Source organism: Geodermatophilus nigrescens (genome assembly GCF_900129495.1).
GTDB classification, from domain to species: Bacteria; Actinomycetota; Actinomycetes; order Mycobacteriales; family Geodermatophilaceae; genus Geodermatophilus; species Geodermatophilus nigrescens.
In genome coordinates this window covers 77,717-96,014 of the sequence record NZ_FQVX01000006.1, presented here as the reverse complement: position 1 = coordinate 96,014, position 18,298 = coordinate 77,717, and the positions used below count along the sequence as shown (strand labels likewise).

The following is an 18,298-nucleotide window of genomic DNA, read 5'->3' as shown; positions in this document are numbered from 1 at the left end:
GGTCAGCGGAGGGTGCGGGGTGGGGTGCGGCGGCGCGGGCCGAGCAGGCGCCGCAGCCAGGCGCGGGGCCCGCGGGCGCGGACGACGGTGACGCGGGCGCCGGCCGACCGGGCGGCCGGCGCGTCGGGGGAGCGGCCGGCCCGGAGGGCGGCGAGCCCGGCGGCGAACACCGCCGGGTCGCCGCCGCGGTCCGGGTGGTGCTCCCGGACCCACGCGCGCTCGGCCCGGCGCCGGGCGGCGTCGTCGGACGGGGTCACGGCCGGCCGCCGCCCGGCGCCGGGGGCACGGGGACGGGCTCGGCGACGTCCTCGACGACGACGTCCTCGACGACGACGTCCACCGGGGAGCCCGGGGCGACCGCCGCCACCGCCTCGCGGACGGCGGCGGCCACCTCGCGGACCGCCGTCCCGGCGGCGGCGACCACGTGGACGGTCACCCGGTCCGGGCGCCCGCCGGGCACCGCGGTCAGCACGACGCCGTCGACCCGCCGGCCGGGGAGGTAGGTGCCCGCCCCGGCCGGGCCGGCGGTGAGGCCGGCCACCCCGGGGACGGCGGCGAGGGCCGCCGCCACCCGGTCGGCGTCCACCGCGCCGGTCACGGGGGCGCTCACGCGACCCGGCTGGGCTGCTCGGCCTCCTCGTCGCTGGGGAGGTGGACATCGTTGACGCTGATGTTGACCTCGACGACCTCCAGCCCCGTCATCCGCTCCAGGCTGGTGATCACGTTGCGGCGGATGCCCGCGGCCAGGTCGGCGATGGAGACGCCGTACTCGGCGACGATGTCGATGTCGACGGCGGCCTGGGTCTCGCCCACCTCGACCGACACGCCCTGGGCCACGTTCGGGCCGCCGGAGCCGGGGATGCGCTCGCGGATGGCGCCGAAGGCGCGCGCGACGCCGCCGCCGAGGCTGTGGACGCCGCTGACCTCGCGGGCGGCCATCCCGGCGATCTTCGAGACGACGGTGTCGGCGATGGTCGTCCTGCCGTGGCTGCCGGCGACCAGGGCGCTACCTGCCGTCGGGGCGGGCGACTGGCGGGTGGCGACGGCGGGGGCCGCGGAGGTGCCGGCGGTGGCGCTGCTGGTGGTGCCGGAGGTGCTGCCGGAGGTGCTGCTGGTCGTGGTGCGCATGAGGTCTCCTCCCTCGGTCGGACGGACGCGACCGGATGGCGCGTCACCAGGTAGGACCCGGTCGATCGGCGTTCGTCACGCGGAGGGGCGCGGATCCTCGTGTGACCCCCGTCACCGGGTCGTCCGCGTGACGGAGGAGCCCGTCGCGGCTCCTCCTCGGGACGGGCGGAACGGCCGCCCCGACGAGGAGGAGACATGAGCCTCGGCGACGGGATCAGCAACGAGGCGGAGGAGCTCGCGGGCACGGCGGAGGAGGCCGCGGGCACGGCCACCGGCGACGAACGCCTCGAGGACGAGGGCCGGGCCGACCAGGCGGGGGCCGACGCGGAGCAGGCGGGGGAGTCGGTCGAGGACGCCTTCCGCCGCGGCTGAGTCCCGGTACGCCACGGTCCAGCGGCCCGGCGTGCGCGCACGCCGGGCCGCTGGCACGGTGACGCGGTGCCCCAGGACCCTCCGTGAGCGCCGCCGAGCCGGAGCAGCCCGTCCCCGACGCGGTCCTGGTGGCGGAGGCGCGAGCCGGGGACACCGGCGCGTTCGAGCAACTCGTGCTGAGATACCAGACAGTCCTGTACCGGCTGGCGGTGCGGATGCTGGCCGACCGGCAGGAGGCGGAGGACGTGGTGCAGGACGTCTTCGTCACCGCCTGGCGCCGGCTGCCCGACCTGCGCGACGGCGACGCCGTGGGCGGCTGGCTGTACCGCACCACCACCAACCGCTGCCTCAACCGGCTGCGCGACCGCCGCAGCGTGCCCGCCGAGGACCTCGAGCGGCTGCCCGACGCCCGACCGGCCGGGTCGCCCGCCCGGGTCGCCGAGGCCGCGGCGGGCGTCCGCGCGCTGCGGGCCGCGCTCGACGGGCTGACCCCCGAGCAGCGCGCGGTGTGGGTGCTGCGCGAGCTGCACGACCGCAGCTACGAGGAGATCGCCGCGGCCGTCGGCTCCAGCCCGGCGGCGGTCCGCGGCCGGCTGGCCCGCGCCCGCGCCGACCTCGCGGAGGCGATGTCGGCATGGCGCTGACCGACGCCGGCGGGGCTCCGCCGCCCGACGACCCGCTCTCCGCGGCCACCCGCGCCGCCCGGGCGGAGGACGCCGCGCTCCAGGCGCCGCCGGCGTTGGTCGAGCGCGTCATGGCGGTCGTCCGGGCCGAGCCCCGGGTGCCGGGCGCGCTGGTCCTGTCGGCCGAGCCGGGGGCGCGTGTCGAGGTGTCCGAGCGGACGGTCACCCGGCTGCTCCTCGCCGCCGTCGACGAGCTCGGCGACGTCCGCGCCGGCACCTGCCGGGCCGCCGTCGCCGACGGGGAGTTGCGGGTGGCGCTGACCGTCGCCGCGCGCGCCGGGCAGTCCCTGCCGCCGCTGGTCGAGGCGGTGCGCACCCGCGTCACCGGCGTGGCGGAGGCGGCGTTCGGGCTGCCGGTCGCCGCCGTCGACGTCGAGGTCGACGACCTGTTCTGACGGGCCTCAGGCCCGGTGCGCCACCACGGCCCACAGCGGGTCGCCCGGGCCCGGCGGGGTGCGCAGGGACACCGCGGGCTCGCCGAAGGCGCCGCTGCGCCGGACCAGCTCGGCCACCAGGGCGCCGTGCTGCTCGTCGGAGGTGGCCAGCCAGCCCCGCACCGCCTTGGTGGGGAAGCACCGGTTGGAGAACGTCACCGCGAGCACCCCACCCGGGCGCAGCACCCGGCCCACCTCGGCGAGCACCTCGACCGGCCGGGTCAGGTAGTCGATCGACACGCAGCACACCGCCGCGTCGACGTCGCCGTCGGGCAAGGGCAGCCGCGGGTCGGCGTTGAGGTCGTGCACCACCTGCTCGGTGGCGGCAGGATTGGCGGCCAGCTCGGCGGCGTTCATGCCGAGCACGACCAGCTCCGCCGGCGGGGTGCGGAAGTGCGACACCCACGACGACATGAGGTCCAGCACCCGGGTGGGCGCCGGGGCCGACCCGTCGATGCCGAGCTCGGCGTAGAGGCCGCCGACCGCGGCGATCGCGCCGTCGTCGATGTGGGTGACCAGCCGCGGCGGGCCGTAGAACTCCGCGTCGGGCCGCTCGTCGGCGCGGTCGAAGAACCCCTCGGGGAACCCCGCGTAGGGGTCCGGGCGGGGGGTCACCCGACGGGCGCCATCGAGGTGATGGTCACCGGGACGGTCGGGGCGCCGCCGCCGGGGGAGGGGTCCAGCGAGCCGTCGTTGCCGTTGGCGGCGACCGCGTCGAGCACCGCGAGCCCGGCGTCGTCGACCGTGCCGACCACCGTGTAGTCGGGGGAGAGCAGGCTGTCGCCCCACACGAGGAAGAACTGGCTGCCGTCGAGGCCCTGGCCGCTGTTGGCCATCGCGATCGTGCCGCGGGGATAGGTCTCGTCGCCGTCGACGTCGGTGGCGAACGCGTAGGTGGGCCCGCCCGCGCCGGTGCCGGTCGGGTCGCCGCACTGCAGCACCTGCAGGCCGCCGCCGTCGACCTCGCGGTGGCAGGCCGAGCCGTCGAAGAAGCCCTCCTCCGCCAGGTGCAGCGTGCTGGCCGCGGCGCACGGGGCGCCGGCCCGGTCGAGGACCAGGCCGATCTCGCCGAGCGACGTCGCCATGCGCAGCGTCACGGTGCCCTCCGCGGGCACCCGGGCCCCGGGCGGGGCGACGTCCACGGCGTAGGGGTTGCCCGACCGGGCGGCGACCCACTCGCAGGTCGCCGTCGCCCCCGTCGGGTCGGCGCCCGTGCCGCCGCCCCCGCCCCCGGTGGAGGCGGGCGCGGCGGACCCGGACACGTCGCCCCCGCACGCGGCGGCCAGGGGCACCAGCGCGCCGGCGAGCAGCCCGGCGCGCAGCCGGCGGCTCATCCGACGACGGTCATCGTCTGGATGGTCACCGGGAGGTTGGGCGCGCCGCCGCCCGGGCTGGGCTCGAACGAGCCGTCGTTGCCGGCCGCGGCGATGGTGTCGAGCACGGCCAGGCCCGCCTCGTCGACGGTGCCGACGGCGGTGTAGTCCGGCGAGAGCTGGGTGTCGACGAAGCAGAGGAAGAACTGGCTGCCGGTGGAGCCCGGGGTGCCGCTGTTGGCCATGGCGATCGTGCCGCGCGGGTAGGTCGTCTCCGGCGTGACCTCCTCGGCGAACTTGTAGGTCGGGCCGCCGGAGCCGGTGCCGGTCGGGTCGCCGCACTGCAGCACGCCGAAGGTCGGCTGGTTGACCTCGCGGTGGCAGGGGCTGCCGTCGAAGAACTGCTGCGAGGCGAGGTACGCGAAGCTCGCCGCCGCGCACGGCGCCTTGGCCCGGTCGAGGGTCAGCGGGATCTCGCCCTGGTCGGTGCTCATGAGCAGCGCCACGGTGCCGCTGGCCGGCGTCGCGGCCGGGTCGGGCGGGGTGCCGGCCTCGGTGAGGTTCGGGTTGCCCGAGGTGTCGGGCGCGTAGGTGCACGTGACCGTGCCGTCGGCGTTCGTCGTCGCCGGGGCGGCGGTGGCCTCCGGGGCGGCGCTGGTGCTGGTGCCGGTGGCCGCCGCGGTGTCCGGGTCGTCGCCGCCGATGCCGGCGAACAGCGCCACCGCGCCGGCCACCACCGCGACGGCGACGACGGTGACGACGACGAGCAGGTTGCGGCGGCGCTTGCGGGCCAGCTCGGCGCGGCGCTCGAGCTGCTTCTGCAGGCGCCGCTGCGCGGCAACCCGCCGCTGCTTGTTGGTGGGCACGGGTCGGACACTCCTCGGACGGACGGCTGCGCGGCGGGGGCGCAGATCCGGCCTCGGCCGCGGTCCGCGGTCTCCCCGCTGGTCGGTCCGCGAGTGTAGGTGGCGCGCCTGTGGGCGCCCGGTTGCCGGACCGGAGCGGCCACGATCACCCGCGTAACCTGCACGGGTGCTCATCCGCTCGTTCCCGGCCGGCGCCTTCGGCACCAACTGCTACGCCGTCGCCACGGGGCCGCGGTCGGAGTGCGTCGTCGTCGACCCCGGCATGGACGCGGTCGAGCCGCTGGCCCGCATGCTGGCCGAGGACGGGCTCAAGCCGGTCGCCGTCGTGCTCACCCACGGCCACCTCGACCACACGTTCTCCGTCCTGCCCGTGTGCGACGGCTACGACATCCCCGCCTACCTGCACCCCGACGACAGCGGGATGCTCGCCGACCCGGCCCGCTGGCACGGCCCGGCGCTGGCCCCGCTGCTCACCGGCGTGCGGCTGCCCGACCCGGCCGACGTCCGCCCGCTCGACGACGGCGCGGTCCTCTCGCTGGCCGGAGTCGAGCTGACCGTCCGCCACGCGCCCGGGCACACGCAGGGCTCCGTCGTCTTCTCCCTCGACCTCGGGGAGGCCCCCGGCCTGCTCGCCGGCGACGTGCTGTTCGCCGGGTCGGTCGGCCGGGTGGACCTGCCCGGCGGCTCCTGGGACGCGATGCTCACCTCGCTGCGCGAGGTGGTGCTGCCGCTCGACGACGAGACCGTCGTGCTGCCCGGCCACGGCCCGGCCACGACGATCGGCCGCGAGCGGGCCACCAACCCCTATCTGGCCGAGGCCGCCGCCGGAGCCGGGACCGCGCCGAAGGGCCGTGGACTGTGAGCGGCCTGACCGCCCCGAAGGGCACGTTCGACGTCCTGCCGCCGGACTCCGCGCGTTTCCTCGCCGTCCGCGACACCCTCACCGCGCCGCTGCGGCGGGCCGGCTACGGCTACGTCGAGACGCCGGTGTTCGAGGAGACCGCCGTCTTCAGCCGCGGGGTGGGGGAGTCCACCGACGTCGTGACGAAGGAGATGTACACCTTCGCCGACCGCGGCGGCCGCTCGCTCACGCTGCGCCCCGAGCTCACCGCCGGGCTCATGCGCGCGTTCATCGAGCACCGGCTGCACACCGGCGCGCTGCCGGTGAAGCTGTGGACCGTGGGGTCGGCCTTCCGCTACGAGCGCCCGCAGGCCGGCCGCTACCGGCACTTCACGCAGGTCGACATGGAGGCCCTCGGCGTCGACGACCCCGCGCTGGACGCCGAGGTGGTGGCGCTCGCGGTGCAGGGCTTCCGCGACCTCGGCCTGCGCGACTTCGAGCTGCTGCTCACCTCGCTCGGCGACGCCACCTGCCGCCCGCAGTACCGCGAGCTGCTCGTCGCCTACCTGGAGAAGCTCGACCTCGACGAGGAGACGCGCCGCCGGGCGGAGATCAACCCGCTGCGCGTGCTCGACGACAAGCGGCCCGAGGTGCAGGCCCAGCTCGACGACGCCCCGCTGATGGTCGACCACCTGTCGGACTCCACCAGGGCGCACTACGACGCCGTCCGCCAGCACCTCACCGACCTCGGCGTGACCTGGACCGAGGCGCCCAGGCTGGTGCGCGGGCTGGACTACTACACGAAGACGACGTTCGAGTTCGTCCACCACGGCCTCGGCGCGCAGTCGGCGATCGGCGGCGGCGGGCGCTACGACGGGCTCTCGGCCGCGCTCGGCGGGCCCGACGTGAGCGGCATCGGCTACGCCGTCGGCGTCGACCGGACCCTGCTGGCCGTGCAGGCCGAGGGCCTCGACGTCGGCGCGACCGCCGGGGTGCAGGCGTTCGTCGTCCCGCTGGGCGCGGAGGCCAAGCGGCTGGCCGTCCGGCTGGTCGGGCAGCTGCGGCAGGCCGGGGTGTCCGCGGACACCGTCTACGGCGACCGCGGGCTCAAGGGCGCCATGAAGGCCGCCGACCGGTCGGGTGCCACGCACGCGGTCGTGATCGGCGAGCGCGACCTGGCCGAGGGCGTCGGCCAGCTGAAGGACCTGCGCACGGGGGAGCAACGCGCCGTCCCCGTGGGGAACCTGTTCGAGGCGCTGCGGACCGCCGTGACCCAGGAAGTGGGAGACAACTGATGGAGACCCGACCCCTCGGACGGACCGGCGCCGACGTCGGCGTCGTCGGCCTGGGCACCTGGCAGCTGGGCGGCGACTGGGGCGACGTCGACGAGGCGACCGCGGGCGACGTGCTCGACGCCGCCCTCGACGCCGGCGTGACCCTGCTCGACACGGCCGACGTCTACGGCGACGGCCGCAGCGAGGAGCGCATCCGCAAGGCGCTGGCCGCCCGGTCCGACCGGCCGTTCGTGGCCACCAAGGCCGGCCGCCGCGCCGACCCGTTCGAGGCCGCGCAGTACACCCCGGAGAACCTGCGGGCGTGGGTCGACCGGTCGCGGCGCAACCTCGGCGTCGAGACCCTCGACCTCGTCCAGCTGCACTGCCCGCCCACCGCGGTCTACTCCGACCAGCGGGTCTACGACGCGCTCGACGCGATGGTCGCCGACGGCGCGATCGCCGCCTACGGCGTCTCGGTGGAGACCGTCGCGGAGGGCCTGACGGCGCTCGAGCACCCCGGCGTGCAGACCATCCAGGTGATCCTCAACGTGTTCCGCCGCAAGCCGCTCGAGGAGCTGCTGCCCGCGGCCGCCGCGGCCGGCGTCGGGATCCTGGCCCGCGTGCCGCTGGCCAGCGGCCTGCTGTCGGGCAAGTACGACGAGTCGACGACGTTCGGCGCCGACGACCACCGCAACTACAACCGCCAGGGCGAGGCCTTCGACGTCGGCGAGACCTTCGCCGGCGTGCCCTACGAGGTCGGCGTGGCCGCCGCGCGCGAGTTCACCGCGATCTGCGGCGACCGCTCGCCGGCCCAGGTCGCGCTGCGCTGGGTGGTCCAGCAGCCCGGCGTCACCTGCGTCATCCCCGGGGCCCGCTCGGTGGAGCAGGCCCGCTCGAACGCCGCGGCCGCCGACCTCCCGGCGCTGACCGACGCCGAGCTCGCCGACCTCGAGCGCCTCTACGACGAGCGCATCCGTCAGCACGTGCACGACCGCTGGTGACCCACCCCCTGAGAGAGGCCCTCTAGTGCTCCGCACCCACGACGCCGGCACGCTGCGCGCGGCCGACGCCGGCTCCACCGTCACCCTCGCCGGCTGGGTGGCCCGCCGGCGCGACCACGGCGGCGTCGTCTTCGTCGACCTGCGCGACGCCTCGGGCTACGTCCAGGTCGTCGTCCGCGAGGAGGAGGCGCACGCCCTCCGCAACGAGTTCTGCGTGCTCGTCACCGGCGAGGTCCGGCAGCGGCCGGCGGGCAACGAGAACCCCGAGCTGCCCACCGGCGAGATCGAGGTGGCCGCGGCCGAGCTGCGGGTGCTGTCGCCGTCGGCGCCGCTGCCGTTCCCGATCGAGACCGACGTCGCCGCCGGCGACGACGTCCGCTACAAGTACCGCTACCTCGACCTGCGGCGGCAGGGCCCGGCGCGGATCCTGCGGCTGCGCAGCGAGATCAACCGGGTCGCCCGCGGCGTGATGGCCGGGCACGGGTTCACCGAGGTGGAGACGCCGGACCTGACGCGCTCCACGCCCGAGGGCGCGCGCGACTTCCTCGTGCCGGTGCGGCTGCAGCCGGGCAAGTGGTACGCGCTGCCGCAGTCCCCGCAGCTGTTCAAGCAGCTGCTGATGATCGGCGGGCTGGAGCGCTACTACCAGATCGCCCGCTGCTTCCGGGACGAGGACTTCCGCGCCGACCGGCAGCCGGAGTTCACCCAGCTCGACTTCGAGATGAGCTTCGTCGAGCGCGACGACGTGCTCGCGATCGTCGAGGACGTCGTGCGGGCGCTGTGGCGCGAACTCGCCTCCTACGACGTGCCCGAGATCCCCCGGATGACCTACCGCGAGGCGATGGACCGGTTCGGGTCGGACAAGCCCGACCTGCGCTTCGGCGTCGAGCTCACCGAGCTGACGTCGTACTTCGCCGACACCCCGTTCCGGGTGTTCCAGGCGCCCTACGTGGGCGCGGTGGTCATGCCCGGCGGCGGGTCGCAGCCGCGGCGCGCGTTCGACGCCTGGCAGGACTGGGCCCGCTCGCGCGGCTACCGGGGCCTGGCCTACGTGACCGTCGGCGAGGACGGCACCCTCGGCGGGCCGGTGGCGAAGAACATCTCCGACGCCGAGCGCGCGGGCCTGGTCGAGGCCGTCGGCGCCTCGCCCGGCGACTGCGTGTTCTTCGCCGCGGGCCCCCGCCGGTCCTCGCAGGAGCTGCTCGGCGCCGCGCGCAACGAGATCGCCAAGCGGCTGGAGCTCATCGAGCCGGGCTCCTGGTCGTTCCTGTTCGTCGTCGACTTCCCGATGTTCGAGGAGACCGAGGACGGCGACTGGACGTTCATGCACCACCCATTCACCTCGCCCACCCCCGAGTGGCGGGACCGCTTCGCCGACGACAAGGCGAACGCACTGTCGGACGCCTACGACCTGGTGGTCAACGGCAACGAGCTGGCCAGCGGGTCGGTCCGGATCGCCGACCCCGAGCTGCAGGAGCGGGTGTTCGAGACCCTCGGCATGTCCCGCGAGGAGGCCCGTGACCGGTTCGGGTTCTTCCTCGAGGCGTTCGCCTACGGCCCGCCGCCGCACGCCGGTGCCGCGCTCGGGTGGGACCGGCTCACCGCGCTGCTGGCCGGCGTCGACTCGATCCGCGAGGTCATCGCGTTCCCGAAGACCGGCGCCGGCTACGACCCGCTGACCGGCGCGCCGACGCCGATCACGGACGCGCAGCGCAAGGAGGCCGGCATCGACGCGGTGGCGGAGGAGCCGGCGCTGCCCGGCGAGCCCGGCGCCCCGGGGCCGAGCGACCCCTCGACGTGACCCCCGGCCGGGCCGGCTGACTCAGCCGGCCCGGTCGGCCCGGTCGGCCCGGTCGGCCACCTCGGGTGGCCAGACCACCCGGAACCGCTCGAAGACGACCTCGAGGCCGTCGTCCCAGCGCTCGCCCCGTGCGGCCAGGGTGCGGGTGAAGTAGCGGAGGTGGCCGGCGAGCCAGCTCTCCCGCGTGCGGTCGCCCTCGCCCTCGTCCCAGGCGAAGGCGTCGTCGACGCTGTCGAGGCGGCCGACCCGCAGCTCGGTGCTGCGCAGGACCGCCCGCGGGCGCCCGTCGCCGTCGCAGGCGACCCAGTGCCCGCCGATGCGGGGCAGCGGCTCGCCGTCGTGCGCGAAGTCGGCGACCAGGCCGGCGGTGGCTCGCTTGGTCCCGGTGAGGACCAGCCCGATCAGCTCGTCGGCGAGCGCGCGGCCGTCGCCGAAGCGCTCGACGGGCGGCTCGTCCTCGGGCGGGCCTCCGCCCGGCCGCTGCGCGGTGTACGCCGCCCACAGCGCGGCGGCCTCCTCGCGGCGCAGCGCGCCGGGCTCGTCGGTCATGTGGTGATCCTCGCTGCTCGGTAGCGTGCCGGGCATGCCGCTGCGCGCCCGCACCCTGCTCGGACCCGGCCCCTCGAACCCCTACCCGGAGGCGGCGGTCGCGCTGGCGCAGCCGCTGCTCGGGCACCTGGACCCGGTGTTCCTCGGGATCCTCGACGAGACCTCCGAGCGGCTGCGGACGGTGTTCGGCACCGCGAACCGCCGCACACTGCCGCTGTCGGCCACCGGGTCGGCGGGCATGGAGGCGTCCTTCGTCAACACGGTGGGCCCGGGTGACGTCGTCGTCGTGGCGGTCAACGGGCTGTTCGGCGAGCGGATGGTCGACGTCGCCTCGCGCTGCGGCGCCGAGGTGGTGCGGGTCGACCACGAGTGGGGGCAGCCGGTCGACGCCGCGCGCGTGCTGGAGGCGCACCCGTCGCCGAAGTTGATCGCCGCGGTGCACGCGGAGACCTCCACCGGGGTGCGCTCGGACCTCGAGCCGCTGGCGGCCGGCAAGGGCGACGCGTTGCTGCTGGCCGACTGCGTGACCTCGCTCGGCGGCATCCCGGTGCGGCTGGACGAGTGGGGCGTCGACCTCGCCTACTCCGGCTCGCAGAAGTGCCTGGGTGTCGCGCCCGGCCTCGCGCCGTTCACCATCTCCGACCGGGCGTGGGAGCGGCGGATCGAGAAGCCGCGCAGCTGGTACCTCGACCTCGGCATGCTCGGCGGCTACGCGGGGGAGGCGGCCGGCTCCGGTGGCCGCACCTACCACCACACGGCGCCGACCGGGATGGTCGTGTCGCTGCACGCGGGGCTCGGCCGGCTGCTCGACGAGGGGCTGGAGGCGGTGCACGCCCGGCACGCCGAGGCCGGCCGGCTGCTGCACGAGGGCCTGCAGGAGATGGGCCTGGAGCTGTTCGCCGCCGACGGGCACCGGCTGCCGGAGCTGACCACGGTGCGGGTGCCCGAGGGTGTCGACTCCGCGGCGGTGCGCAAGGAGCTGCTCGAGCGCTACGACCTGGAGATCGGCGGCGGCGTCGGCGCGTACGCAGCGACGGTGTGGCGGATCGGCCTGATGGGCCCGAACGCGGCGCCGGACAAGGTGGCCCTGGTGCTGGCGGCCCTGCGCGAGGTCCTCGGCCGCTGAGGGGTGGCGCCGGAAGTTGATCATCGGCTCGTTGCCGCAGACACGCGCGGACACGCCGGCGTGAGCGGCAACGGGACGATGATCGACTGCTGACGCCGGTCCACAGTCCGTCGCGGCGTCCACAGACCGCCGTCCGTCCGCGGCCCCGGGGACGCCGTGGCGCGACGGTCACGGCATGGACGACGTCGAACTGCCGTTGGTCTACACCTGGCGCGAGGCCCGCGCCGCCGGAGCGCGGCGCCGCCAGATCACCGCGGACGGACGCCGGGTCTCCACCGGGCTCTACCTGTCCTCCGCGGCGGACGACGATGTGGCCGTGCGCTGCCGGGCATGGACGCGGCTCCTCCCGCCGGACGCCGCCTTCGGGCTCGGCACGGCGGCGGTCCTGCTCGGGGTGCGGTCTGACCCTCCAGCTGAGGTCGAGGTCGTCCTGCGGCCGCGTCCGGTCCTGCCGCAGCGCCGCGGGCTGGCGGTGCACGTCCGCGACCTGCGCGGCGACGACGTGGTCGACGTCCGGGGACTGCGGGTGACCTCGGGCGCGCAGACCTTCCTCGACCTGGCGACACGGCTCACGCCGGCGGAACTGGTGGCCACCGGAGACGCGCTGCTCCGTGCGGGTCACCTCGACGCCGCGTCGCTCGAGCGCCGTCTCGCCCGCGCGGACCGGGTGCGCGGGGTCGTCCGGGCGCGGGAGTGCGCGCCGCTGCTGTCGGCCCGGGCGATGTCCCGGCCGGAGAGCCTGCTGCGCTACTGGCTGGTGACCAGCGACCTGCCCGACCCCGAGGTCCAGGTCCCGGTGCTCGACCGCCGGGGACGGGTCGTGGCACACGGCGACCTCGGGTACGCCCAGTACCGGGTAGCCGTCGAGTACGAGGGCCGCCAGCACGCCGAGCCGGAGCAGTTCGGGCGGGACGTCGACCGGTACTCGCTCATGGCCGCCGACGGGTGGCTCGTGCTGCGGTTCGCCGGCCGCCATCTCGCGGGGCCGGCGGTGGTCGTCGAGCGGACGCGGCGGGCACTGCTCAGCCGAGGCTGGCGCCCCGGGAGTTGATCATCGGACGGTTGCCGCCGACACGCGCGGCCACGCCGGGACGAGCGGCAACCGCCCGATGATCAACGCGGGGAGCGCCCCTCAGGCGTCCAGGCGGGCCAGCTGGTCCGGGGTCAGCTGCACGTGGGTCGCGGCGGCGGAGTCCTGGATCGACGCCGGCCGCGACGCCCCCGGGATGGGCAGCACGACGTCGGCCTGCGCGAGGTGCCAGGCGAGCGTCACCTGGTACACCGAGACGCCGAGCTCGGACGCCACCTCCGCGAACGCCGGCGCCGTCGCGTCGAGCGAGCCGGCCGCCGTCACCCCGCCGAACGGGCTCCACGGGATGAACGCCAGTCCGTGCCCGGCGCAGTGCGCGAGCTCGTCGGCGGAGTGCCGCCACCCCGGCGAGAACTGGTTCTGCACGCTCACCAGCGCCGGGCCCACGATCGAGCGGGCGACGTCGATCTGCGCGACGTCGGCGTTGGAGATGCCCACCATCCGCACGAGGCCGTCGTCGGCGAGCTGCCGCAGCGCGCCCATCGAGTCCTCCCACGGCGTCTCCGGGTCGGGCCGGTGGTACTGGTACAGGTCGATCGTGTCGACGCCGAGGCGCCGCAGCGACGCCTCGCAGGCCCGCCGCAGGTAGGCGGGCGACCCGTCGAGCAGCCAGTCGCTGCCCTCGCGGGTGTGCCCGCCCTTGGTCGCCACGAGCACGCCGGACGTGTCGCCCCCGTACGAGGACAGCGCCTCGGCGACGAGGGACTCGTTGTGGCCGAACTCCGACTCGTCGCGGGCGTAGGCGTCGGCGGTGTCGATCAGGGTCACGCCGGCGTCGAGCGCGGCGTGGACCACCGCGACGGCGTCCTCGCGCGAGGGCCGGTCGGTCTTCGTGGACAGGGGCATGGCCCCGAGTCCGATGGCACTGACGGTCTGGTCTCCGATGCGTCGCTGCTGCACGGGGCTGTCGTGCCCCGCGGGTAGCGTCGACAAGCGTGACGAGCCTGTTCGACGAGCCCGCGGAGGCGGGGGACGACGTCGTCGACCCGGGCGCCCCGCTGGCGGTGCGGATGCGCCCGCGCTCGCTCGACGAGGTCGTCGGCCAGTCCCACCTGCTCGGCCCGCGCGCGCCGCTGCGCCGCCTGGTCGAGGCCGACGAGCCGATGTCGCTGGTCCTCTACGGCCCGCCCGGCACCGGCAAGACCACGCTCGCGCACGTCATCTCGCTGGCCACCAAGCGCCAGTTCGTGCAGCTGTCCGCGCTCGACGCCGGGGTGAAGGAGGTCCGCGCGGTCATCACCAGCGCCAAGCGCGAGCTCACCTACGGCGGCCGGCGCACCGTGCTGTTCATCGACGAGGTGCACCGGTTCTCCAAGACCCAGCAGGACAGCCTGCTGTCCGCGGTCGAGGACCGGATCGTCAGCCTGATCGCGGCCACCACGGAGAACCCGTTCTTCTCCGTCGTCAGCCCGCTGCTGTCCCGCAGCCTGGTGCTCGCGCTGCAGCCGCTGTCCGACGACGACGTGCGCACGCTGCTGCGCCGCGCGCTCACCAGCGATCGCGGGCTCGACGGCGCGGTGACGCTGTCCGCGGAGGCCGAGGAGCACCTGGTCCGCGTCGCCGGCGGCGACGGGCGCAAGGCGCTCACCGCGCTGGAGTCCGGCGCGGGCGCGGCGCGGGCCGCGGGTGCGAGCGAGATCGACCTCGCCACGCTGGAGACCGCCGTCGCCCAGGCCGCCGTCCGGTACGACCGGCAGGGCGACATGCACTACGACGTCGCCAGCGCGCTGATCAAGTCGATCCGCGGCAGCGACGTCGACGCCGCGCTGCACTACCTGGCGCGGATGGTGGTGGCGGGGGAGGACCCGCGCTTCATCGCCCGCCGGCTGGTCATCTCCGCCAGCGAGGACATCGGCATGGCCGACCCGACGGCGCTGCAGACCGCCGTCGCCGCGGCCGACGCCGTCGCCTTCATCGGCATGCCCGAGGGGCACTTCCCGCTCGCGCACGCCGTCGTCCACCTGGCCACGGCGCCCAAGTCCAACGCCGTCACGGTGGCGATCTCCGAGTCGGTGGCCGACGTCCGGGCCGGCCTCGGCGGGCCGGTGCCGCCCGGTCTGCGCGACGCCCACTACGGCGGGGCCAAGAAGCTCGGCCACGGGAAGACCTACGTCTACCCGCACGACGCGCCCGACGGGATCGTGCCGCAGCAGTACCCGCCCGACGCGCTGGTCGGGCGCGACTACTACCGGCCCACCGGCCGCGGGGTCGAGGCCGGCATCGGCGCCCGGCTGGCCAAGCTGCGCGCGATCGTCCGCCGCGCCCGCTGACCGCCGGGGGCCGCGACTACTGTTGCCCCGCCGGGAGGCGACCCTCCCGGCCGCCGACGGAGAAGAGGAGACGCCGCGTGTCCGCAGGAGAGTGGGCCGGACTGATCGCCGCCCTGGCGCTGGTGCTGCTGGTGGTGCTGCTGGCCGTCCCGCTGCTGAAGCTCGGCCGCACCCTCGACGAGGCGACGCTGACCATCCGGCAGGTCCGCGAGCAGAGCCAGCCGATCCTCGGCCAGGCCCAGACGACGATCGCCCAGGTCAACAGCAACCTCGAGCGGGTCGACGACATCACCGGCAACGCGGCCAACGTGTCGAGCAACGTGGCCGCGCTGACCAGCGTCGTCGCCGCCACCGTGGGCAGCCCGCTGATCAAGGTCGCCGCGTTCAGCTACGGCGTGCGCAGCGCCACGAAGAAGCGCCGCGAGGGCCAGGCGATCGCCGAGGCCGCCGCCCGGGACAAGGCCGACCGGCGTGCGCGCCGTGCCGCCCGGCGGGCCGCCTGATGCGCCGGCTGTTCTGGCTGGCGATGGGCATCACCATCGGCGCCCTCGTCGTCCGCAAGCTGTCCCGCGCCGCCGAGAAGATGACCCCCGCGGGCATCGGCGCCTCGATCGCCGAGGGCCTGCGCGACCTCGCCGACGCGATCGGCGACTTCGGCGCCGACGTGCGCGCCGCGGCCGCGGCCCGCGAGGAGGAGCTGCGCTCCGGCACCGGCCTCGACGCGCCGCTGCCCGAGCGCGACACCACCCAGCTGCAGCTGCCCGGCCGGCCCTCCGGCCGGCGCGGCGCCCACGCGGCCGACCGCTGAGCCGCACCCACCCCCGCGGGGACCGTCCCGCCCCGAGCACCGAGTAGGCCATGCAGACCGCCGAGATCCGCCGCCGCTTCCTGCAGCACTTCGAGCAGCGCGGCCACACCGTCGTCCCGAGCGCCTCGCTGGTGTCCCCGGACCCGTCCCTGCTGTTCACCGTCGCCGGGATGGTGCCGTTCATCCCGTACCTGACCGGCCGCGAGCCCGCGCCGTTCCCGCGGGCCACCAGCGTGCAGAAGTGCGTGCGCACCCTCGACATCGAGGAGGTGGGCAAGACCACCCGCCACGGCACGTTCTTCCAGATGAACGGCAACTTCTCCTTCGGCGACTACTTCAAGGAGGGGGCGATCCAGCACGCGTGGGAGCTGGTGACCGGCCCCGTCGCCGACGGCGGGCTGGGCTTCGACCCCGACCGCATCTGGGTGACCGTCTACCTCGACGACGACGAGGCCGCCGAGGCCTGGAACCGCATCGCCGGGCTGCCGAAGGACCGCATCCAGCGCCTGGGCAAGAAGGACAACTACTGGCACACCGGCGCCGACGGCCCCGGCGGCCCGTGCTCGGAGATCTACTTCGACCGCGGCCCCGCGTACGGCCCCGACGGCGGCCCGCTGGTCGACACGGCCGGCGACCGGTTCCTGGAGATCTGGAACCTCGTCTTCATGCAGTACGAGCTCACCGACGTCCGGAGCAAGGAGGACTTCCGGATCGTCGGCGAGCTGCCGAAGAAGAACATCGACACCGGCATGGGCCTGGAGCGGGTGGCCTTCCTGCTGCAGGGCGTCGACAACCTGTACGAGATCGACGAGGTGTCGCCGGTGCTGCGCCGCGGCGCCGAGCTCGCCGGCGTCACCTACGGCAAGGACCACGACACCGACGTCCGGCTGCGCGTCGTCGCCGACCACGTCCGCAGCGGCCTGATGCTCATCGGTGACGGCGTCACGCCCGGCAACGAGGGCCGCGGCTACATCCTGCGCCGGCTGCTGCGCCGTGCCGTCCGCTCGATGCGGCTGCTCGGCGTCGACACCGCCACCCTGCCCGAGCTGCTGCCGGTCTCCCGCGACGCGATGGGCGCCAGCTACCCCGAGCTGGTCACCGACTTCGACCGGATCAGCGCGGTCGCCTACGCCGAGGAGGAGGCCTTCCGGCGCACCCTCACCTCCGGCACGGCGCTGTTCGACACCGCCGTGGCGCAGGCCAAGGCCGCCGGCACCCCGGCGCTGTCGGGCGAGCAGGCGTTCTCGCTGCACGACACCTACGGCTTCCCGATCGACGTCACCCTCGAGATGGCCGCCGAGCAGGGCGTGACCGTCGACGAGGCCGGCTTCCGCGCGCTCATGCAGCAGCAGCGCGACCGCGCCCGCGCCGACGCCCGCGCCAAGCGCACCGGTTCGGTCGACGTCCTGGCCTACCGCCGCCTGCTCGCCGAGCACGGGCCCACCGACTGGCGGGCCTACGACACCCTGCGCACCGACTCCCGGGTGCTCGGCGTCGTGGCCGAGCTCGACGGCGAGGACGGCGGCCCGGCCGAGGCCGGCGAGGGCGAGGTCGTGCGCGTCGTGCTGGACCGCACGCCCTTCTACGCCGAGTCCGGCGGCCAGGTGGCCGACGCCGGCACGCTGACCTGGGACGGCGGCCGCGCCGAGGTGCTCGACGTGCAGCGCCCGGTCAAGGGCCTCGTCGTGCACCAGGTCCGGGTGCTCGAGGGCGCGCTGCGCGACGGCGCCGAGCTCACCGCCGAGGTCGACCGCGAGTGGCGGCTGTCGGCCTGCCAGGCGCACTCGGGCACGCACGTCGTGCACGCGGCGCTGCGCCAGGTGCTCGGCCCGCAGGCGCTGCAGTCGGGCTCCTACAACCGGCCCGGCTACCTGCGGCTGGACTTCGCCTGGCAGGGCGCGCTCAGCCAGCAGCAGCGCTCCGACATCGAGGACGTCGCCAACGCCGCGGTCCGCGCCGACCACCGGGTGCGCGCCGACTACATGACGTTGCCGGAAGCCCAGGCGATCGGGGCGCTGGCGCTGTTCGGCGAGACCTACGGCGAGTCGGTGCGCGTCGTGGAGATCGGCGGCCCGTGGTCGCGCGAGCTCTGCGGTGGCACCCACGTGTCCGGCAGCGCGCAGATCGGCACGCTGGCGCTGACCGGCGAGTCCTCGGTCGGGTCGGGGGCCCGCCGCGTCGAGGCCGTCGTCGGCCTCGAGGGCTTCCGCTACCTCGCGCGCGAGCGCGACCTGGTCCGCCAGCTCGGCGAGCTGCTCAAGTCGCCCACCGACGGGCTGGTCGACCGCGTCGGCGGCGTCCTGTCCCGGCTGCGCGACGCCGAGCGGGAGATCGCCGAGCTGCGCGCCGCGCAGACCAAGGCGGCGGCCGGCCAGCTGGCCGCTGACGCCCGCGACGTCGGCGGGGTCGCCGTCGTCACCGCGGCGCCCGCGGGGCTGGCCGGCGGCGACCTGCGCACCCTCGCCCTCGACGTCCGCGGGCGGCTCGGCGAGCGCCCGGGTGTCGTCTTGCTCGCCTCCGAGGCCGGGGGCAAGGTGGCTGTGGTCGCCGCGCTGACCCCGGCCGCGCAGGCGCGCGGTCTCTCGGCGGGGGACCTGGTGAAGGCGGCCACCCCGCTGGTCGGGGGCCGTGGCGGCGGCAAGGCCGACGTCGCGCAGGGCGGCGGCACGGACCCCAGCGGCATCCCCGCCGCTCTCCAGGCGGGCGAACAGGCGGTCGTGACCGCCGCAGGGAGGTGACCGG

The 18,298-nt window shown here is 75.7% G+C and carries 21 protein-coding genes; 13 read left to right on the top strand and 8 right to left on the bottom strand.

Annotated features, from left to right (window positions below):
- Positions 1-2: 2 nt before the first annotated feature.
- The 3 genes from BUE37_RS21905 to BUE37_RS21895 are packed head-to-tail and all read right to left on the bottom strand — an operon-like array spanning position 3 to position 1,128.
- Positions 3-257, bottom strand: coding sequence for a hypothetical protein (locus BUE37_RS21905; RefSeq protein WP_073422574.1), 255 nt, complete (start codon positions 255-257; stop codon positions 3-5).
- On the bottom strand, positions 254-610 hold the full coding sequence (locus tag BUE37_RS21900) for a hypothetical protein (RefSeq protein WP_073422573.1): 357 nt from the start codon (positions 608-610) through the stop codon (positions 254-256). The genes BUE37_RS21905 and BUE37_RS21900 overlap by 4 nt, the downstream gene beginning before the upstream one ends.
- The gene (locus tag BUE37_RS21895; RefSeq protein ID WP_073422572.1) at positions 607-1,128 is read right to left on the bottom strand and encodes an Asp23/Gls24 family envelope stress response protein; all 522 of its coding nucleotides are present in this window, start codon (positions 1,126-1,128) and stop codon (positions 607-609) included. The genes BUE37_RS21900 and BUE37_RS21895 overlap by 4 nt, the downstream gene beginning before the upstream one ends.
- A gap of 195 nt (positions 1,129-1,323) precedes the next feature.
- Here BUE37_RS21895 and BUE37_RS21890 point away from each other — a divergent pair, with 195 nt between their 5' ends.
- The 3 genes from BUE37_RS21890 to BUE37_RS21880 all read left to right on the top strand — a co-directional run bounded on the left by BUE37_RS21890 (position 1,324) and on the right by BUE37_RS21880 (position 2,578).
- Positions 1,324-1,500 carry a CsbD family protein gene (locus BUE37_RS21890; RefSeq protein ID WP_073422571.1) on the top strand — a complete coding sequence of 59 codons (177 nt, stop codon included), beginning with the start codon at positions 1,324-1,326 and terminating at the stop codon, positions 1,498-1,500.
- Positions 1,501-1,583: 83 nt separating this feature from the next.
- Positions 1,584-2,144, top strand: coding sequence for an RNA polymerase sigma factor (locus BUE37_RS21885; protein WP_073422570.1), 561 nt, complete (start codon positions 1,584-1,586; stop codon positions 2,142-2,144).
- Positions 2,135-2,578: an Asp23/Gls24 family envelope stress response protein gene (locus BUE37_RS21880; protein WP_073422569.1), complete on the top strand. Its 444-nt coding sequence runs from the start codon at positions 2,135-2,137 to the stop codon at positions 2,576-2,578. The genes BUE37_RS21885 and BUE37_RS21880 overlap by 10 nt, the downstream gene beginning before the upstream one ends.
- A 6-nt stretch (positions 2,579-2,584) precedes the next feature.
- Here BUE37_RS21880 and BUE37_RS21875 read toward each other — a convergent pair whose 3' ends face one another.
- The 3 genes from BUE37_RS21875 to BUE37_RS21865 are packed head-to-tail and all read right to left on the bottom strand — an operon-like array spanning position 2,585 to position 4,796.
- Complete coding sequence (locus BUE37_RS21875) at positions 2,585-3,232, bottom strand: class I SAM-dependent methyltransferase (protein ID WP_073422568.1); 648 nt, start codon at positions 3,230-3,232, stop codon at positions 2,585-2,587.
- On the bottom strand, positions 3,229-3,951 hold the full coding sequence (locus BUE37_RS21870) for a peptidylprolyl isomerase (RefSeq protein WP_073422567.1): 723 nt from the start codon (positions 3,949-3,951) through the stop codon (positions 3,229-3,231). The genes BUE37_RS21875 and BUE37_RS21870 overlap by 4 nt, the downstream gene beginning before the upstream one ends.
- Positions 3,948-4,796, bottom strand: a complete 849-nt coding sequence (locus tag BUE37_RS21865) for a peptidylprolyl isomerase (RefSeq protein WP_073422566.1) — start codon at positions 4,794-4,796, stop codon at positions 3,948-3,950. Before BUE37_RS21865 ends, BUE37_RS21870 begins: the two co-directional genes overlap by 4 nt.
- Before the next feature lie 166 nt (positions 4,797-4,962).
- On the opposite strand from BUE37_RS21865, the gene BUE37_RS21860 reads away from it, so the two are divergent.
- Genes BUE37_RS21860 through aspS form a run of 4 tightly spaced genes read left to right on the top strand, consistent with a single transcriptional unit; the run spans position 4,963 to position 9,713 of the window.
- On the top strand, positions 4,963-5,658 hold the full coding sequence (locus BUE37_RS21860) for an MBL fold metallo-hydrolase (RefSeq protein ID WP_073422565.1): 696 nt from the start codon (positions 4,963-4,965) through the stop codon (positions 5,656-5,658).
- Positions 5,655-6,932 (top strand): histidine--tRNA ligase, encoded by a 1,278-nt coding sequence (hisS, locus tag BUE37_RS21855; RefSeq protein ID WP_073422564.1) that lies wholly within the window; start codon positions 5,655-5,657, stop codon positions 6,930-6,932. Before BUE37_RS21860 ends, hisS begins: the two co-directional genes overlap by 4 nt.
- Complete coding sequence (locus BUE37_RS21850) at positions 6,932-7,912, top strand: aldo/keto reductase (protein WP_073422563.1); 981 nt, start codon at positions 6,932-6,934, stop codon at positions 7,910-7,912. Before hisS ends, BUE37_RS21850 begins: the two co-directional genes overlap by 1 nt.
- Positions 7,913-7,937: 25 nt before the next feature.
- Positions 7,938-9,713, top strand: coding sequence for an aspartate--tRNA ligase (aspS, locus tag BUE37_RS21845; protein ID WP_073422562.1), 1,776 nt, complete (start codon positions 7,938-7,940; stop codon positions 9,711-9,713).
- A 21-nt stretch (positions 9,714-9,734) separates the two neighbouring features.
- Here aspS and BUE37_RS21840 read toward each other — a convergent pair whose 3' ends face one another.
- On the bottom strand, positions 9,735-10,262 hold the full coding sequence (locus BUE37_RS21840; protein ID WP_073422561.1) for an ASCH domain-containing protein: 528 nt from the start codon (positions 10,260-10,262) through the stop codon (positions 9,735-9,737).
- 34 nt (positions 10,263-10,296) lie between these two features.
- Here BUE37_RS21840 and BUE37_RS21835 point away from each other — a divergent pair, with 34 nt between their 5' ends.
- Entirely contained in the window at positions 10,297-11,388 is a 1,092-nt protein-coding gene (locus tag BUE37_RS21835) for a pyridoxal-phosphate-dependent aminotransferase family protein (protein ID WP_073422637.1), read from the top strand.
- 175 nt (positions 11,389-11,563) lie between these two features.
- Positions 11,564-12,439, top strand: coding sequence for an endonuclease domain-containing protein (locus tag BUE37_RS21830; RefSeq protein WP_073422560.1), 876 nt, complete (start codon positions 11,564-11,566; stop codon positions 12,437-12,439).
- Positions 12,440-12,520: 81 nt separating this feature from the next.
- Here BUE37_RS21830 and BUE37_RS21825 read toward each other — a convergent pair whose 3' ends face one another.
- A complete protein-coding gene (locus BUE37_RS21825; RefSeq protein ID WP_073422559.1) occupies positions 12,521-13,378 on the bottom strand; it encodes an aldo/keto reductase in 858 nt (285 codons plus the stop codon).
- A gap of 35 nt (positions 13,379-13,413) precedes the next feature.
- Between BUE37_RS21825 and BUE37_RS21820 the strand changes: the two genes are divergently transcribed.
- The 4 genes from BUE37_RS21820 to alaS all read left to right on the top strand — a co-directional run bounded on the left by BUE37_RS21820 (position 13,414) and on the right by alaS (position 18,294).
- The gene (locus tag BUE37_RS21820; protein WP_073422558.1) at positions 13,414-14,748 is read left to right on the top strand and encodes a replication-associated recombination protein A; all 1,335 of its coding nucleotides are present in this window, start codon (positions 13,414-13,416) and stop codon (positions 14,746-14,748) included.
- Between the two features lie 77 nt (positions 14,749-14,825).
- Positions 14,826-15,251, top strand: a complete 426-nt coding sequence (locus BUE37_RS21815; protein ID WP_073422557.1) for a DUF948 domain-containing protein — start codon at positions 14,826-14,828, stop codon at positions 15,249-15,251.
- Entirely contained in the window at positions 15,251-15,556 is a 306-nt protein-coding gene (locus BUE37_RS21810; RefSeq protein WP_073422556.1) for a hypothetical protein, read from the top strand. The genes BUE37_RS21815 and BUE37_RS21810 overlap by 1 nt, the downstream gene beginning before the upstream one ends.
- A gap of 50 nt (positions 15,557-15,606) precedes the next feature.
- Complete coding sequence (alaS, locus tag BUE37_RS21805; RefSeq protein WP_073422555.1) at positions 15,607-18,294, top strand: alanine--tRNA ligase; 2,688 nt, start codon at positions 15,607-15,609, stop codon at positions 18,292-18,294.
- The last annotated feature ends 4 nt before the right edge of the window (positions 18,295-18,298 follow it).